General features: G+C 71.8%; 11 protein-coding genes. 9 read left to right on the top strand and 2 right to left on the bottom strand.

Going from position 1 to position 17,459, the window contains the following annotated elements; all coding sequences use genetic code 11:
- Nucleotides 1-219: 219 nt before the first annotated feature.
- From TPA0908_RS20625 to TPA0908_RS20595, 7 genes are all read left to right on the top strand, one after another.
- Nucleotides 220-2,601 carry a glycoside hydrolase family 95 protein gene (locus TPA0908_RS20625; protein ID WP_281940321.1) on the top strand — a complete coding sequence of 794 codons (2,382 nt, stop codon included), beginning with the start codon at nt 220-222 and terminating at the stop codon, nt 2,599-2,601.
- A gap of 227 nt (nt 2,602-2,828) precedes the next feature.
- The gene (locus TPA0908_RS20620; RefSeq protein ID WP_281940319.1) at nt 2,829-3,872 is read left to right on the top strand and encodes a LacI family DNA-binding transcriptional regulator; all 1,044 of its coding nucleotides are present in this window, start codon (nt 2,829-2,831) and stop codon (nt 3,870-3,872) included.
- Between the two features lie 78 nt (nt 3,873-3,950).
- Complete coding sequence (locus TPA0908_RS20615) at nt 3,951-5,255, top strand: ABC transporter substrate-binding protein (RefSeq protein WP_281940318.1); 1,305 nt, start codon at nt 3,951-3,953, stop codon at nt 5,253-5,255.
- Nucleotides 5,256-5,322: 67 nt separating this feature from the next.
- Entirely contained in the window at nt 5,323-6,294 is a 972-nt protein-coding gene (locus TPA0908_RS20610; RefSeq protein WP_281940317.1) for a carbohydrate ABC transporter permease, read from the top strand.
- Between the two features lies 1 nt (nt 6,295).
- Complete coding sequence (locus TPA0908_RS20605) at nt 6,296-7,171, top strand: carbohydrate ABC transporter permease (protein WP_281940316.1); 876 nt, start codon at nt 6,296-6,298, stop codon at nt 7,169-7,171.
- Nucleotides 7,168-9,411 (top strand): alpha-xylosidase, encoded by a 2,244-nt coding sequence (yicI, locus tag TPA0908_RS20600; RefSeq protein WP_281940314.1) that lies wholly within the window; start codon nt 7,168-7,170, stop codon nt 9,409-9,411. The genes TPA0908_RS20605 and yicI overlap by 4 nt, the downstream gene beginning before the upstream one ends.
- On the top strand, nt 9,408-10,823 hold the full coding sequence (locus TPA0908_RS20595; protein WP_281940312.1) for a GH1 family beta-glucosidase: 1,416 nt from the start codon (nt 9,408-9,410) through the stop codon (nt 10,821-10,823). The genes yicI and TPA0908_RS20595 overlap by 4 nt, the downstream gene beginning before the upstream one ends.
- On the opposite strand, the gene TPA0908_RS20590 is transcribed toward TPA0908_RS20595, so the two are convergent.
- Nucleotides 10,820-11,659: an SAM-dependent methyltransferase gene (locus tag TPA0908_RS20590; protein ID WP_281940310.1), complete on the bottom strand. Its 840-nt coding sequence runs from the start codon at nt 11,657-11,659 to the stop codon at nt 10,820-10,822. The genes TPA0908_RS20595 and TPA0908_RS20590 overlap by 4 nt on opposite strands.
- A gap of 341 nt (nt 11,660-12,000) precedes the next feature.
- Complete coding sequence (locus tag TPA0908_RS20585) at nt 12,001-14,598, bottom strand: tetratricopeptide repeat protein (RefSeq protein WP_281940308.1); 2,598 nt, start codon at nt 14,596-14,598, stop codon at nt 12,001-12,003.
- A 425-nt stretch (nt 14,599-15,023) separates the two neighbouring features.
- Here TPA0908_RS20585 and TPA0908_RS20580 point away from each other — a divergent pair, with 425 nt between their 5' ends.
- Nucleotides 15,024-16,196 (top strand): ThiF family adenylyltransferase, encoded by a 1,173-nt coding sequence (locus TPA0908_RS20580; RefSeq protein ID WP_281940306.1) that lies wholly within the window; start codon nt 15,024-15,026, stop codon nt 16,194-16,196.
- Complete coding sequence (locus TPA0908_RS20575) at nt 16,193-17,431, top strand: hypothetical protein (protein WP_281940304.1); 1,239 nt, start codon at nt 16,193-16,195, stop codon at nt 17,429-17,431. The genes TPA0908_RS20580 and TPA0908_RS20575 overlap by 4 nt, the downstream gene beginning before the upstream one ends.
- Nucleotides 17,432-17,459: the final 28 nt, after the last annotated feature.

Raw genomic sequence — 17,459 nt, 5'->3', positions numbered from 1 at the left:
CCGACCTCCTCGCTGAACATCCGATGTCTTTGACGTACTCGCCGCAGGTCCTCGGCCCGCCATCGGGCGAATGGGCCGGGCGACGCCTTGCTCACGGACAGCGCCGCCGGTAGCGTCCGCGCAACACATCCGATGTGTGGACGACCGAGGGGTTGCCATGCCGTTCCTGACGACGAAAGCTCGGACCCGCCCCGACACCCACGCCGCCGCGGCGCCGCGTTGACCGCCGTCACGGCGGTCACGGCTCCCGGGCTGCCCGGCCCGCTCGCCGGACCGCCGCCGAGCGGCATGACCCTCTGGTACGACAAGCCCGCCACCGACTGGGAGTCGCAGTCACTGCCCATCGGCAACGGCGCCCTCGGCGCCTCGGTCTTCGGCGGGGTCCGGGCCGAACGGCTCCAGTTCAACGAGAAGTCGCTGTGGACCGGCGGCCCCGGCTCCCCCGGCTACGACTTCGGTGACTGGACCACGCCGCGCCCCGGCGCGATCGACGAGGTCCAGCGGCGGATCAACGCCGACACGCGGGTCGACCCGTCCTGGGTGGCCGACAGGCTGGGGCAGCCGAGGAGCGGGTTCGGCTGCTACCAGCCCTTCGGTGACGTGCGGCTGTCCTTCCCGGACACGCCGGCCGACCACACCGACTACCGCCGGCAGCTCGACATCTCCGACGCCACGGCCGGCGTCGCGTACACCGCCGCCGGGGTCCGCCACACCCGCGAGTACTTCGCCTCCGCCCCCGACAACGTCCTCGTCGCCCGGCTCACCGCCGACCGGCCGGGCAGCATCGGGTTCACCCTGTCCGTCACCACCGCGTCCAACCGGTCACGGCGCCTCTCCGCCGCGCACGGGCGGATCACGTTCCGCGGACGCCTCGACGACAACGGGCTGCGCTTCGAGGCGCAGGTGCAGGTGGTCCACGCCGGCGGCACCCGGGTCGACAACGGCGACGGCACGGTCACCGTCGAGGGCGCGGACGCCGTCACGCTGATCATGGCCGCCGGCACCGACTACGCCAACGACCATCCGACGTACCGGGGAGACGACCCGCACGCGGCGGTGACCGCGCGGGTCGACGCGGCGGCGGCCACGCCGTACCCGGCGTTGCGGGCCGCCCACGTCCGCGACCACCGGAAGCTGTTCCAGCGGCTCACGCTCGACATCGGCCAGCGGATGCCGGCCGTCCCCACCGACCAGCTCCTGCTCAGCTACCGGCGCGGGCGGGCGGACCCGGCCGCCCGCAGGGCCCTGGAGGTGCTCTTCTTCCAGTACGGTCGCTACCTGCTCATCGCGTCCTCCCGGGCCGGCTCGCTGCCGGCGAACCTGCAGGGCGTCTGGAACAACTCGACCAGCCCGCCCTGGTCGGCGGACTACCACACCAACATCAACTTCCAGATGAACTACTGGCCCGCCGAGACGACGAACCTCGCCGAGACGACCCTGCCGTTCTTCGACCACGTCGACGCCATGGTCGCGCCCGGCCGGATCAGCGCCAGGAAGATCTACGACAACCGCGGCTGGGTGGTGCACAACGAGACGAACCCGTTCGGCTTCACCGGCGTGCACGACCACCCCACCTCGTTCTGGATGCCGGAGGCCGGGGCGTGGCTGGCGCAGCACTACCACGAGCACTATCGGTTCACCCGGGACGAGACGTTCCTGCGCGAGCGGGCGTACCCGCTGATGAAGGAGCTGGCCCGGTTCTGGCTCGACGAGCTGGTCGTCGACCCGCGCGACGGCAGGCTGGTGGTGAGCCCCAGCTTCTCCCCGGAGCACGGCGACTTCTCGGCCGGCGCGTCGATGTCCCAGCAGATCGTGTGGGACCTGCTGACCAACGTGTCGGAGGCCGCCGCGACGGTGCGCGAGCCGGACGCCGCGTTCCGCGAACGGATCGCCGAGACGCTGGCCAAGCTCGACCCGGGCATCCGGGTCGGCGCGTGGGGGCAGTTGCGGGAATGGAAGGAGGACTGGGACGACGAGGGCGACACCCACCGGCACGTCTCGCACCTGTTCGGCCTCTTTCCCGGCCGGCAGATCTGCCCGCTGACCACGCCCGGGTACGCCAGGGCGGCGGACGTCTCACTGACCGCGCGGGGTGACGGCGGCACCGGCTGGAGCAAGGCCTGGAAGATCAACTTCTGGGCCCGGCTGCGGCACGGCAACCACTCCCACCGGATGCTCTCCGAGCTGCTCAGGTCGAGCACGCTCGACAACCTGTGGGACAACCACCCGCCGTTCCAGATCGACGGCAACTTCGGCGCCACCGCGGGGGTCGCGGAAATGCTGCTGCAGAGCCACCGCGGCGTCATCGACGTGCTGCCCGCGCTCCCCGACGACTGGGCCGACGGCTCGGTCCGCGGCCTGCGCGCCCGCGGCGACGTCACGGTCGACGCCGAGTGGAGCGGGCGCACCGCGACCCGCATCACGCTGACCGCCGGCAGCGGCGGATCGCTTCGGGTCCGCAGCACCTTGTTCGACGGCCGGTTCCAGGTCACCGACCGCACCACCCGCCGCCCGGTCGACGTCACCCGGGACGGGTCGGAGATCCGGTTCACCGCGACCGCCGGACACCGGCACACGGCCGAGTCGCTCGCGCGCGGGTGACGCCGAGGTGACCGGCTCGGGCCGCTGAGGTGACCGGCTCGGTCCGCTACCGCCGGCTGTTCGGCCGCCAGCCGGCCGGCCACCCTCGCGGACCGGTGGCGTGACGTCTTTCGACATCGGCTATTGACGTCGCCGAAACAGCGGCCTAGCGTCTGTCGAACCGCTTCGTCGAAGCGCTTCGACGATCATTCGAACGCGGTACCACGCCCGGCCGGAGGAGGTGCGCGATGGCCACCATGCACGACGTCGCCCGCCTGGCCCAGGTCTCGGTCAGCACCGTGTCCTACGTGCTCACCGGCACCCGGCCGATCTCCCCGGCCACCCGGGCCAAGGTGCGCGCCGCCATGACCGAGCTGGACTACCAGCCCAACGCCATGGCCCGCGGCCTGGCCAGCCGACGCAGCCGGATCCTGGGCCTGCTGCTGCCGATGGACGAGCGCGGCCTCGGCGCGACCGAGACGGCGTTCGTCACCGGGGCGGCCGCGGCGGCCAGCGCCGTCGGCTACCACCTGGTCCTGTCGCCCGTCGGGGGTGGCGGCGACCTCGACGACCTGCGCCGGCTGGCCAGCCAGCGGATGTTCGACGGCGTCGTGCTGATGGAGGTGAAGCTCGCCGACGAGCGGGTCGCCGCGCTCCAGGAGGCCGGTGTGCCGCTGGTGCTGATCGGGCGCACCGGGGACACCGACGGGCTCTCCTACGTCGACATCGACTTCGGGCAGACCGTACGGGAGGCGGTGGCGCACCTGGTCGGGCTGGGGCACCGGCAGATCGTCTACGTCAACCACTCGGCGCAGACCCTGACCCGCGGTTACGGCCCGGCGCTGCGCACCCGGGACGCCTTTGTCACGGCCATGACCGGCCACGGCCTGGAACCGGTCATGATCCCGGCCGAGGACAGCGCCGCCGGCGGCCGGGCGGCGCTGGCCGCCGCCCTGACGCGAGCGCCGGGCCTGACGGCCGTGCTGGCCATGAACGAGACGGCGATCTTCGGCATCCTCGGCGAGCTGACCGCGCGGGGGCTGTCCGTGCCCGACGACGTCTCGGTCGTCTCGATGGTCACCTCGCCGCAGGTCGCCGAGCTGGCCACCCCGGCGCTGACCGCGATGACGTCGCCCGGATCGGCGCTGGGCCGGATCGCGATCGAGGCGCTGGTGCGTCACCTGGACGGGGCCGGCGACGAGCGACACCAGCAACTGCTGCCGTGCGCGCTGGAGATCCGGGGCTCGACCGCAGCCCCACGAAGCCGCCAACTCATGGGGGCTGACCAGTAGAAACGGCCCGTCGCCGCGCGGCAACGCGACGACGGACCCAGTGAAGTACCGGCTCGATACTCAACGAGGAGGATAGCAATGCAGCGATTCCGCCGGATCGTCGCGGCGCTCGCCCTGGCGGCGACCGCGACGACCACCGTGGCCGCGTGCGGGGGCGACGACAGCGGTGACGACAGCGGGGCCAAGACCCTCAAGCTCTGGCACTACGAGGGCGAGAACAGCGCGATGGGGGTCGGCTGGGACCGGGCCATCGAGATCTTCAAGGCCGAGCACCCGGGCGTGGAGGTGCGCTTCGAGCGCAAGGCGTTCGAGCAGATCCAGCAGAACGCCGGCATGATCATCAACTCGTCCGAGGGCCCGGACATCATGGAGTACAACAAGGGCAACGCGACGGCCGGCCTGCTGTCCTCCCAGGGCCTGCTCACCGACCTCAGCGACGAGGCGGAGAAGCGCGGCTGGGCCGGCAAGCTCAGCCCCAGCCTCCAGACCACCGCCCGCTACACCGACAAGGGCGTGATGGGGTCGGGCAACTGGTTCGGCGTGCCGAACTACGGCGAGTACGTCACGGTCTATTACAACAAGGACCTGTTCGACCGCAACGGCGTCACGGTGCCCACCACCATGGCCGAGATGACCGCCGCGATGGACACCTTCGTCAGCAAGAAGATCACCCCGCTGGGCATGGCCGGCGCCGAGTACCCGGCCGGGCAACTCTTCTACCAGCTGGCCCTGTCGAAGGCCGACCGGACGTTCGTCGACGACTACCAGCTCTACAAAAACCCGGTCGACTTCAAGGCCGACCCGCTGAAGTACGGCGCGGACACCTTCGCCGACTGGGTGCGGAAGGGCTACGTGGCCAAGAACTCGGCGAGCCTCAAGGCCGAGGACATGGGCACCGCGTTCATCGCCGGCAAGACGCCGATGATCGTCTCGGGGAGCTGGTGGTACGGCCGCTTCAAGGCCGAGATGAAGGCCAACTGGGACACCTTCCTGTTCCCGGGCAACAGGCTGAACGCCGGCTCGTCCGGCAACCTCTGGGTCGTCCCGACGAACAGCAAGGCCAAGAGCCTGGCGTACGACTTCATCGACATCACCCTGCGTCCGGAGATCCAGGACCTGATCGGCAACAACGGTGGTGTCCCGGTGGCCGGCGACCCCGCCAGGATCACCGACCCGAAGGACCGCAAGCTGATCGAGGACTTCAACACGGTCAGCAAGCAGGACGGTCTGGCCTTCTACCCGGACTGGCCGGTGCCCGGCTACTACGACGTGCTGGTCGGCGGGTTCCAGGGCCTGATCAACGGGTCCAAGTCCCCCGACCAGGTGCTCGACACGATCGCCAAGCCGTACGCCGACGGCGTCAAGGAGATCACCGGCAAGTGACACGGCGAGCGGCGGGCGCGACCGGCACGACCGGTGCGCCCGGCCGCCCCGCCGGGAAGGATCCGCCATGGCAGTCTCCGACACCGTCGCCGCCGCGCCGTCCGCGGCGACCCCCGCCCCCGCTCCCCCGTCCCGCCGCCGACAGCGGGGCCGCGACGCGGCGTACTGGCTCTACCTGCTCCCCGGAGCGGCGCTGTTCGTCCTGGTCATCGGCGCGCCGCTGGTCGGCACCGGCTACCTGTCGCTGACCCGGTGGTCGGGGGTCGGTGACCCCACGTTCGTCGGGTTGGACAACTACCGGCGGTTGCTGGACGACGAGGTGTTCTGGGCGTCGTTCCGCAACACCGTGGCGATGATCGTCGCGATGGTGGTGGTGCCGACCCTGCTCGGGCTGCTGCTCGCCTCGGTGCTCTTCGACGTCGTCGGGCGTCGGTTCAAACCGCGTACGGCGGCGGCGTTGCGGGCCGCGTTCTACCTGCCGCAGGTGCTGCCCGTGGTGGTCGCCGGCATCGTCTGGGGCTGGATCCTGCGCCCCGACGGCGCGTTCAACAGCCTGCTCGACGCGGTCGGTCTCGGGGCGCTGCGCCACGACTGGCTGGGCGACCCGGACACCGCGCTGCCGGTGGTGATGGCGGTGATGATCTGGGTGCAGATCGGCTACCCGGTGGTCGTGTTCATGGCGGCGTTGCAGCGGGTCGACCCGGAGCTGTACGAGGCGGCCGAGGTCGACGGGGCGAACTGGCTGCGCCGGTTCCGGGCGATCACGCTGCCGCAGATCCGGCCGGAGACGTTCGTGGTGGCGCTGACCTGCACCATCGCCGCGTTGAAGGTGTTCGGGCCGATCTTCGCGCTGACCCGGGGCGGCCCGGAGAACGCCACCAACGTGCCGTCGTACTTCGCGTACTACACGTTCTTCAAGAAGCTCCAGGTCGGGTACGGCTCCGCGATCTCCACCGTGCTCACGGTGATCATCGTCGTGGTGGCCGTGGTCTTCATCGGGGTGCAGGCCCGCAGCGAGCGCCGGGACCGGGGGATCTGACATGGCAGTCACGATCACCGGTGCCCCGCCGCGCCGGCCGGTGCGCGACCGGCACCACCGGGGCGTCAGCCGGTGGGTGGTGCTCGCCGGCGTCACCATCGGCGCGCTCGTCATGCTGGTGCCGTTCGCGTTCATGCTGCTCAACGCGTTCAAGTCGCCCGGTGACTACTCGTCGGGCGGCCCGCTGAGCTGGCCGACCGAGTTCTACACCAGGGGTCTGCGGACGTACTGGTCCGAGGTGAACTTCCCGCTGAAGCTGTGGAACTCGGCGCTCATCGCCGGGTCCGTGGCGGTGCTCGGCGTCGTCGTGTCGCTGCTCAACGCGTACGCCCTGGGGATCGGCCGGGTCCGCGGCCGGCTCTGGATCGTCGGGGTGTTCCTGCTGGCCAACATGCTGCCGCAGGAGGCGCTGATCTACCCGCTGTACTACGTGGCCAAGGAGATCGGCCTCTACAACACCCGACTGTCGGTGATCATCATCTTCACCGTCATCCAGAGCGCGTTCGGCACCTACCTGCTCGCCTCGGTGCTTGGTACGTTCCCGCGCTCACTGCTGGAGGCCGCGGCGCTGGACGGCGCCGGCAAGTGGACGGTGCTGTGGCGGGTGGTCTTCCCCAACCTGCGGCCGACCCTCGCCGTCCTGCTCATCTTCTTCTTCATCTGGACCTGGAACGAGTTCCTCATCCCGCTGGTCATGCTGATCGACAACCAGACGCAGACCATCCCGGTCGCGCTCGCGTCGTTGCAGGGCGACCGCCTGATGGACGCCCCGACGACGAACGCCGGCGCGTTGCTCAGCCTGGTGCCGGCCATCCTCTTCTTCCTCATCTTCCAGCGCACTCTGGCGCGCGGCATCACGGCAGGAGCCGAGAAGTGAAGTTCACCGACGGGTACTGGCAACTGCGCCCGGGGGTCAGCGTGCTGCGCCCCGGCACGGTGGAATCGGTCGAGATGGACGAGCGTGGCTTCACCGTCTTCGCGCCGGCCGGTCAGATCAACGGCCGGGGCGACACGCTCAACCGCCCGGTCGTCACCGTCCGGTTCTTCTCCCCCGCGCCCGGCGTGGTCGGGGTGACCATCGGCCACCACAGCGGCGGGCTGCCCCGCGAACCCCACTTCGGGTTGCGCACCGACGACACCCACCCGGTCACCGTCGACATCACCGGGATCAGCGCGTCGCTGACCACCGGCGAGCTGACCGTCCGGGTCGCGCTTGTCGACGGGTGGCGGGTCGAGTTCCGGCACGGCGACCGGCTGGTCACGGCGTCCACCGGGCGCAGCGTCGGGATCGTCACCGACGGCGAGGGCCGCCGGTACGTGCACGAACGGCTCGCGCTCGGCGTCGGCGAGACGGTGTACGGGCTGGGCGAGCGGTTCGGCCCGTTCGTGAAGAACGGCCAGACGGTCGACGTGTGGAACGCCGACGGCGGCACCGCCAGCGAGCAGGCGTACAAGAACGTGCCGTTCTATCTCAGCAGCGCCGGGTACGGCGTGTTCGTGGACCACCCGGAGCACGTGTCGTTCGAGGTCGGCTCCGAGGTCGTCGCGCAGACCCAGTTCAGCGTCGAGGGCCAGTCGCTGACCTACCACGTCGTCGACGGGCCCACCCCGAAGGACGTGCTGCGCCGCTACACGGCGCTGACCGGCAGACCGGCCCGGGTGCCCGCCTGGTCGTACGGGCTGTGGCTGTCCACGTCGTTCACCACGTCGTACGACGAGAAGACGGTGACCGAGTTCGTCGACGGGATGGCCGAGCGGAACCTGCCGCTGTCGGTGTTCCACTTCGACTGCTTCTGGATGCGCCAGTTCCACTGGGTCGACTTCGTGTGGGACCCGGCGACCTTCCCCGACCCGGAGGGCATGCTGCGGCGGCTGCACGAGCGCGGCCTGAAGGTGTGCGTGTGGATCAACCCGTACATCGCGCAGCGCTCGTACCTGTTCGAGGAGGGTCGCCGGGCCGGCTACCTGGTGCGCAACCCGGACGGCTCGGTGTGGCAGTGGGACAAGTGGCAGGCCGGCATGGCGCTCGTCGACTTCACCGACCCGGACGCGGTGGCCTGGTTCACCGGCAAGCTCAAGGTGCTGCTGGACATGGGCGTCGACTGCTTCAAGACCGACTTCGGCGAGCGCATCCCGACCGACGTGGTGTGGCACGACGGGTCGGACCCGCAACGCATGCACAACTACTACGCCTACCTCTACAACAAGGCGGTCTTCGAGCTGCTGGAGACCGAGCGGGGCGAGGGCGAGGCGGTGGTGTTCGCCCGCTCGGCGACCGCCGGCGGCCAGCAGTTCCCGGTGCACTGGGGCGGCGACTGCGAGTCGACGTTCGTCGCGATGGCCGAGTCGCTGCGCGGCGGGCTGTCCCTGGCCTCGTCCGGCTTCGGCTACTGGAGCCACGACATCGGCGGCTTCGAGGGCACCCCCGACCCGGCGGTGTTCAAGCGGTGGATCGCGTTCGGCCTGCTCTCCTCGCACTCGCGGCTGCACGGCTCCGGCTCGTACCGGGTGCCGTGGGCGTACGACGAGGAGGCCGTGGACGTGCTGCGGCACTTCACCCGGCTCAAGCTCCGGCTCATGCCGTACCTGGCGGCCATCGCCGAGGAGGCGCACCGCGACGGCATTCCGATGATGCGGCCGATGATCGTGGAGTTCCCGGACGATCCGGCCGTGGCGCACCTCGACCGGCAGTACATGCTCGGCTCCGACATCCTGGTCGCGCCGGTGCTCAGCGCCGACGGGCAGGTCACCTTCTACGTGCCCGCCGGCACCTGGACCCACCTGGTCACCGGCGCGCAGCTCACCGGGCCGGCCTGGGTGACCGAGAAGCACGAGTACGACAGCCTGCCGGTGCTCGTCCGGCCCGGCGCGGTCATCGGGTTCGGGGCGCGCTCCGACCGGCCCGACTACGACTGGGCCGACGGGGTGGAGCTGCGGCTCTACGCCCCGGCGGAGGGGCATCGGCAGCGGGTACGCATCCCGGCACCCGGCGAGGGGCCGGGCACGGAGTTCGAGGTGGGCTTCCGCGACGGCGTGGCGACCGCCGAGCTGGTGGCGGGCGAGTCGTCGGCGTACCACTGCGTGGTGGTGGCCGGCAGGGAGAGGACGGGACGATGACGGCACGAGACTTCCCGGAGACCTTCGTCTGGGGTTCGGCCACGGCGGCGTACCAGGTCGAGGGCGCGGCCACCGAGGACGGCCGCGGCCCGTCCATCTGGGACACCTACAGCCACACCCCCGGGCGTACGCTGGGCGGCGACACCGGGGACGTGGCTGCCGACCACTACCACCGGTGGCCGCAGGACCTCGACCACATCGCCGAGCTGGGGCTCGGCGCGTACCGTTTCTCGATCTCCTGGCCCCGGGTGCAGCCCGGCGGTTCCGGCCGGTTCAACGCCGCCGGCCTGGACTTCTACGCTCGGCTGGTCGACGGCCTGCTGGAGCGCGGCGTCCGACCGGTGGCGACCATGTACCACTGGGACCTGCCGCAGGAGCTGGAGGACGCCGGCGGGTGGCCGGCACGGGAGACCGCGCTGCGCTTCCAGGAGTACGCGTCGGGGATCGTCACCGCGCTCGGTGACCGGGTGCACACCTGGACCACGCTCAACGAGCCCTGGTGCTCGGCGTACCTGGGATACGCCTCCGGCGTGCACGCGCCCGGCCGCACCGAACCGGCGGCCGCGCTGGCGGCGGTGCACCACCTGAACCTGGCGCACGGCCTGGCCGGACGGGTGGTCCGGGAGCTGGCGCCGAGCGCCGAGCTGTCGGTGACGCTGAACCTGCACGTCGTGCGCGGCGCGTCCGGCTCGGCCGCCGACTCCGAGGCGGTCCGGCGGATCGACGCCCTCGCGAACCGGGCGTTCCTCGGCCCGATGCTGGACGGGGCGTACCCGCCCGACCTGCTGGCCGACACCGCCGCCGTCACCGACTGGTCGTTCGTGCGCCCGGGTGACGAGAAGCTGATCGCGGTGCCGCTGGACGTGCTCGGGGTCAACTACTACGCCAGCACCCTGGTCCGGGCCGGGGACGGACACACGGCCCGCTCCGACGCCGACGGCCACGGCGCCTCGGCACACACCCCGTGGGTGGGCGCCGACGACGTCGACTTCCTGCCGCAGCCCGGCCCGCACACGGCGATGGGGTGGAACATCGACCCGCCCGCCCTGACCGAGCTGCTGCTGCGGCTGCGTCACGAGTACCCGGGCCAGCCGTTGATGATCACCGAGAACGGCGCGGCGTTCGACGACGTGGTCTCGGCCGACGGACGGGTCCATGACGACCGGCGGGTCGACTACCTGCGCCGGCACATCGGTGCGATGGCCGACGCCTGCGCGCGGGGCGCGGACGTCCGGGGCTACTTCGTCTGGTCGCTGCTGGACAACTTCGAGTGGGGTTACGGCTACGACCGCCGCTTCGGCATCATCCGCGTCGACTACGACACCCAGCAGCGCACCTGGAAGGACAGCGCCCACTGGTACCGCCACCTGGCCACCACCGGCCACCTCGACGGTGACGCCGCGACGACCTAGGGCTTGCGGGCGAGCAGCCCGACGAAGGTGTGGTAGGTGTCGGTCTGCTTCGGCGCGGGCGTGCCCGGATCCGGACGCCACTCGGCCAGCGGCACCAGCCCCGGCTCCAGCACCGTCAGCCCGTCGGCGAAGGAGAGGATCTCCTCGTCGGTACGCCAACGGCCGGTGCCCAGCGACTCGTTGAAGACCCGCTCGACCTCGCGGGCCTTCCGGGAGCCCTCCGGGTCCCGCTCGCCCGGGTCACGGAAGTGCGAGATCGCCACGTAACTGCCCGACGGCAGCGCGTCGATCAGCTCCGCCGACACCGCGCGCGGCTCCTCGTCGTCGCCGAGGTGGTGCAGGATCGCGAAGAGCAACAACCCGACCGGCCGGTCGAAGTCGAGGAACCGGCGGACGTCCGGATCGTCGAGGATCTCCTGCGGTCGCCGGATGTCGGCCTGGATCACCGTCGCGGTGCCCTCCGCGGCGAGCAGGGCCCGCCCGTGCGTCAGGACGATCGGGTCGTTGTCCACGTACACCACCCGGGCGTTCGAGTTGTGCTCGGTGGCGACCTCGTGCACGTTGCCCTGGGTGGGGAGCCCCGACCCGAGGTCGAGGAACTGGTCGATGCCGGCCTCGGTGACCAGGAACCGGATCACCCGGCGCAGGAAGGCCCGGTTCGCCTGGCCCGCGGCCGGCCCGTCCGGAGTGATCCGCAGGGCGTGCTCGGCGACCTTCCGGTCGACCTCGAAGTTGTCCTTACCGCCCAGGAAGTAGTCGTAGACCCGGGCCACGCTGGGAACGGTGCGGTCGATTCCGCGGGGTGCGGCCTTGTCGCGGGTCACTGGCGTCTCCATCCGATCCTGGTCGGCGCACCGGGTGTCGGGTGCGGTTCCGGACTCTGTCGGGGAGTGTAGCGACCGGGCGATGTGGATCGTCGCCCCGTTGGTATCGCTCCCAGCGGATCGGCCCCGCGACCAGGAAGCACACCGGCAGACGCGGCCCGGCGTGTCGGGGGCGGACGGCACGAACTGTCCCGACCGCCGCGACGATCGTGCCCCGGAGTGGGCCCGACCGCTCGGCCGGGCGGGCGAGCGGTCGCCACGCGGTCCCGGGCACAGGTTCGGCAGGTGGATGTGGTCGCCGCCGGCCGGGCCGCGTCGAAGACAGAAGTCGCGGGATTCCTGCCGATCGGGCCTCAACGGTGCGGGGAGGGCAGCCGGTGATCGGCGTCGTCCAGGGCGCCGAGGTGGACGATCATCTGCTCGGCCTCGGGCATGTCGAGGTCGCGGTAGAGGGTCACCGCCCGTTGGAAGTGCTGACGGGCGGAGGCGGGCGCCCCGAGGGCGCGGTGGACGTGACCGAGGCCGGCGTGGGCGCGGGCATGCTCCTGGTGCGCGCCGATGTCGACCGCGACCGTGTGGGCCGCGGTGTGGTGACGAAGCGCGTCGGCCGGCTCTCCCGCCAGGCGGGCCGCTTCGGCGATGCCGTTGAGGGCGCTGGCTTCGCCGTACCGTTCGCCGGTCTCGCGGAAGATGTCGAGCGACCGTTGGTGGTGGTCGGTGCGCTGACCGAGTCGGGTGTGCAGCGCGCCGAGGCTGTTCAGCGTCCAGGCCTCGCCGGTGCGATTGCCGAGTTGGCGGTACAGGGTCAGCGCCTGCCGCAGATGGGACCGGGCCGCCGCGTGCCGTCCCCGCCGGATGTCGACGTCACCGAGGGTGTTCAGCGTCCAGGCTTCGCTGGCCCGGCCGCCCAACTGCTGGAAGAGTGCCAACGACTGCTGCACGTGTTTCGCGGCCGAACCGTACTCACCCAGTTGCGCCTCGACCTCACCGAGGTTGTTCAGCGCGTGCGCCTCCCCGGCCCGGTGACCGGCCTGCCGGAACAGGGCCAGCGCGTGGCGGTAGTTGTCGGCGGCGGGCCGGTTGCGGCCGAGCTGTGACTCGATGACGCCGAGGTTGATCAGCGCGCGGGCCTCGCCGACCCGGTCCCCGGTCCCCCGGAACAGGATTCCGGCCCGCTGGAGGTGCTCGGCGGCCGACGCGTATCGGCCGAGCTGGGTGTAGGTGGCGCCGAGGCTGGTCGACGCGTGGGCCTGCTCGACCGGGTCGCCGGCACGGCACGCGGCGTGCCGGGCCTGTTCGTGGATGACGAGCGCGTCGGTGGGATGTCCGCCGTGCAGGTACTGGAACAGGGCGGCCGACAGGTGCGCCGCGTGGGTGGGCCAGCCATGGGCGGCGGCGTGCGTGGCGACGGCCACCAGGGTCGGGCGTTCGGTGTCCAGCCACCTGCGGGCGGTGTCCGGGTCGGCCGGAGCGGCGACGGTGCCGCCGTTCGACGGCACCCGGCGGTGCGATCCGGCGGGGTACAGGACATCCACGGCGGCGAGCGTGCCGGCCAGGTAGTAGTCGAACAGGCGGGTCAGCGCGGCGCGGCGTTCGGGTGGCGGGTCCTCGTCGCCGCATCGGCTGGTGGCGTAGGCGCGCACCAGGTCGTGCAGGGCGTAGCGGCCGGGGGCGGCGTGGTGCAGCAGGTGGTCGCGGTGCAGGTGACACAGGTGGGCTCGGGCCTCGCAGGTGGAGATGCCGGCGAGGGCGGCGGCGGCCGGGGCGTCGAAGTCGTCGCCCGGGTGTGCCGCCACGAGGCGCAGCAGCCGGCGCCGGTCGGCGGGCAGGTGCCGGTACGACAGGTCGAAGGCAAGTTCGACGCTGAGGTCGAGGCGCTGTTGGTGATGCCGTTCGTCGAGCCGGTCGGCGTGGTCGGTCAGCGTCCAGCCGGAGGTGCCGCTGATGTGCGCGGTGACCAGTCCGAGCGCGAGCGGCAGGTGCCCGCACCGGTGGGCGATCCGGGCCATCGCGTGCGGGTCGGGGCCGCCGGGGAGGTGCGATCCGCCGACGGCGAGCAGGGCCGCCGACTCGTCCGGGGTGAACAGGTCCACCGCGACGTGGGTGGTGTGCGGCAGCTCGCGCAGGTCGCGTCGGCTGGTGATCAGCACGGGGCAGCCCGGGGTGTCGGTCAGCAGCGGGCGGGCCTGCTCGGCGTCGCCGGCGTTGTCCAGCACGACAAGCGTGCGGGTGCCGGCCAGCAGACGCCGGTAGGTGGCCGCGCGGGCGGTCAGGCCGTGCGGTACCTGCTGGCCGGCGACACCCAGCAGACGCAGGAAACCCTCGAGGACGGAGGACGGGTCGGCCGGCGGCTGGGTCGGGTCGGGGTGGAATCCGCGGAGGTTGACGAACAGGATCCGGTCGAACGGCTCCTCGCGGTGCCGGGCGTGCGCGGCGTGGACCGCCAGTTGGGTCTTGCCGACGCCCGCCATCCCGTGCAGCGCGACGACGACCACGCCGCCGTGCACGCCGGTGTCGAGTGCCTGTCGGAGCCGGCGCAGCGCGGTGGCACGACCGATGAAGCCGGGCAGGTCCGGCGGCAGCGTGTCGTACACCCGCACCTGCGACGCCGCGCGGGCCTCCCCGCTGACGACCCGCAGCGCCTGGCGCCACTGCGCCACGTAGCCCACGTCCGGGTGCAGCGCCTGCACCACGGCGATCACCAGGTCGGTGTTGACCCGCCGTCGGCCGGTCTTGAAGCAGTCGGCGACTGTGGTCCGCCTGGCGATGACCGGGCCGGCGGGATGCGCGGCCCGGCAGGCGGCGTTGATCCGGTTCTTGATCGTGTCGTAGGAGGGGTCGCCGGCCCACACTTTCAGGCTCCGCAGGGTGCGGGCCACCTCGTCCAGTGAGTCGGCCCGCCCCGGGTCGGGCGGTGCCCCATCGCCGCCACTCGACAGCGACTCGATCACGGCAGCTCCTGGAAAACGCATCGGTTGATGCCCCTACTAGACCCGCACTGGCCAGCGGCGTCACCAGATGTGTCGTTGATTTGTACCGACGTCGGGGGCGCCGGCGGTGCGTGACGCGGAGCCGTCCGGAGTCGTCCGGGATTTCTCCACGCCCCGCCGACCCGCCGCAGACTTCCTGGTGCCGACCGGCACCGCCGGCGCCCGCCGGCCACGGTCCGGCCCGCCGCTAGCTGACGAGGGAGGTGTCGCCATGAAGATCCAGATCCGCCGTCTCGAGAAGATCGAGACCACCGTCATCTGCGCTTGCAGCCCCTGCACGGACTGCTGACCCGATGGTCCTGGCCACCGCCGGGGGCGGTGGCCAGGACCGCCTCGACGCCGCGGGGCGACCGCCGCCCCGGCAACACCAGAAGGAGCGAGTACGGATGAGGCGACCCCGGATCAAGAGTGTGTTTCCCCCCATCCCGCTGGGCGACGGCCGCATCCGCATCGGCGGCGGCGACTACGGCATCGCCTCGGAGATGGTCGACGACGAGCACGGCAACACCTGGCGTCTGCTGAACCTGATGGACGGCACGCGCACCCGCCCGGAGCTGGCCGACGCGATGGCGCAGCACCAGCCGGGCATCACCGCCGCCGACGTCGACGCGTCCGTCGACGCGCTGATCGACATGGGTTTCGTGGAGGACGCCGCCGTGCCCCCGCCGGCCCGACTGCCGGCGGCGGAACGCGAACGGTACCGGCGCAACCTGGAGTTCTTCTCCTACTTCCACAAGCCACCGCTGACCGCGGCGGACTTCCAGCTCCGGCTGCGCGACGCCCGGGTCACGGTGCTCGGCATCGGCGGCCTCGGGTCGTACGTGGCCATGAGCCTGGCCGCGATCGGCGTCGGGGACATCCTGCTCGTCGACGACGACGACGTGGAGCTGATGAACCTCAACCGGCAGGTGCTCTACACCGACGCCGACGTCGGGCAGCCGAAGGTGAGCGCCGCCGTCCGTCGGCTGACCGAGATCAACCCGCACGTCCGGGTCACTGGACGCAACGCCCGGGTGGACGGGGTCGAGGCCGCCCGCGCCTGCATGACCGGCCGCGACCTGGTCATCTGCGCCGCGGACCGCCCCCGGCTCACGCTCTACCAGTGGCTGAACGAGGCGGCCCTGCGGGAGGGCACCGCGTGGATGCGCGGCTCCAACGACGGGCTCACGGTCAGCCTCTTCCTGCACGTGCCCTACCGGACCGCGTGTTTCCAGTGCGTCGAGCAGGACGCCGCGGCCAACCATCCGGAGTACACGCCGATGGCCGAGTACGTGGTCGGGGTGATCGGTGACCGCACCATCAACCCCTGCAACGCGCCGATGGCCGGGATGATCGGCAACCTGGCCGCCCTGGAGGCCGTCAAGTACCTCACCGGCATGGCGGAACCGGTCATCGTCGGCCGCAAGCTCGTCGTGGACGTGCACCGGATGGAGACGCAGTTCGCCGAGGGCACGCTGCTCGACGACTGCGCCGCCTGCGGCCCGCACGGCCGGGTGCCCCGCCCCGGCGCCTCGGCTCCCGGCGTACGGGACACGGTCGCGTCGGGATCCGCGACGTGACCAGCACGCTCGCCGACACCACGGTCGTCCGGCTGTATCCGCTGCACATCGGCGAGAGCGAGGACGGTCTGTGCGAGGTCGGCCGGGTGGACACCGGCGACTTCGTCGAGTTGCCGGTCGAGGGCGTCGACCTCGTCCGGTGGCTCGGCGAAGGGCTCCCGCTGGGCGAGGTCCGCCGGCGGTTCACCGAGCGGTACGGAACGGAGCCGGACCTCGCCGACTTCCTCGACGGCATCGCGTCCTGCGGTTTCGTGCGGGCCGACGCCACACCGGGCGCGGACGACGGCCCGGCCGGCGCCGGCACGTCGACGACCGGCGCCGGACCGGGCACCGGCGCCGCCGCGCCCCGGCGAGGGCTGGCGCTGCTGGGGAACCTGTCGCCGCAGCGCGTCGCCTGGCTGCTCGCGCCGCCGATGCGGCTGCTCTACGCCGCCGGCTGGCTGACCGTGCCGCTGCTGCTGGCGTTCTTCCCTCGGCTGCGGCCCACCCCGGCGGACGCGTTCCTCCTGGACGGGGTCCTGGCCAACGCGCTGGTCGTCGCGGCGGTGGCCTGGACCCTGGTGCTGCTGCACGAGCTGGCGCACGCGGCCACCGTGCGGGCGTTGGGCGTCACGGGACGACTGTCCATCAGTCGACGGCTGTGGTTCCTGGTGGCGCAGACGGAGATGTCGGCGGTGCGGTCCGTGCCCCGCCGCCGCCGCTACGCCCCCTATCTGGCGGGGTTGACCTGGGACCTGCTGCTCATGTCGGCCTGCCTGCTGCTGCAACTCGCCGGGGTGCAGGAGCGGCTGGTGCGCGGGATCGTCTACACGCTCACGCTGTCGGTGGTCTACCAGTTCCTGGTGTTCATGCGCACCGACATCTACTTCGTGCTGGGCAACTGGCTACGGCTGGGTGATCTGATGGGCGACACCCGGCGCTGGCTGGCCGACCGGGCCCGGCGGGTGATCGGCCGTGCCGCCGCGCACGACCTCACCGGTGTGCCGGCGCGGGAGCTGCGGATCATCCGCTGGTACGCGCCGTGCTACCTGCTCGGGTCGCTCCTGGTGACCGTGGCGCTGCTGACCCTGACGGTGCCCGCCATGGTCACGATGGTCAGCCTGGCCGTCGACGGCCTCGACGCCCCGCCCGACGGGCCCGCCTTCTGGAACGGCGTCGGTTTCCTCGCGCTCGTCGCCCTGCAACTGGCCACCTTCGGCTGGGTCGTCGTCACCGAACGCCGTACCGCCAGCTGACCGGCTCGCCCACCGCCGACCTCCCCCG

This window comes from Micromonospora sp. AKA38, assembly GCF_027925725.1.
Taxonomy (GTDB): Bacteria; Actinomycetota; Actinomycetes; order Mycobacteriales; family Micromonosporaceae; genus Micromonospora.
This window is presented reverse-complemented; position numbering and strand designations above follow the sequence as displayed.

Bases quoted from the DNA above. Each gene is read 5' to 3' on its own strand.
- TPA0908_RS20590 (WP_281940310.1), bottom strand. From the start codon at position 11,659: ATGGAGACGCCAGTGACCCGCGACAAGGCCGCACCCCGCGGAATCGAC.
- TPA0908_RS20595 (WP_281940312.1), top strand. From the start codon at position 9,408: ATGACGGCACGAGACTTCCCGGAGACCTTCGTCTGGGGTTCGGCCACG.
- TPA0908_RS20610 (WP_281940317.1), top strand. From the start codon at position 5,323: ATGGCAGTCTCCGACACCGTCGCCGCCGCGCCGTCCGCGGCGACCCCC.
- TPA0908_RS20620 (WP_281940319.1), top strand. From the start codon at position 2,829: ATGGCCACCATGCACGACGTCGCCCGCCTGGCCCAGGTCTCGGTCAGC.
- TPA0908_RS20580 (WP_281940306.1), top strand. From the start codon at position 15,024: ATGAGGCGACCCCGGATCAAGAGTGTGTTTCCCCCCATCCCGCTGGGC.
- TPA0908_RS20605 (WP_281940316.1), top strand. From the start codon at position 6,296: ATGGCAGTCACGATCACCGGTGCCCCGCCGCGCCGGCCGGTGCGCGAC.
- TPA0908_RS20615 (WP_281940318.1), top strand. From the start codon at position 3,951: ATGCAGCGATTCCGCCGGATCGTCGCGGCGCTCGCCCTGGCGGCGACC.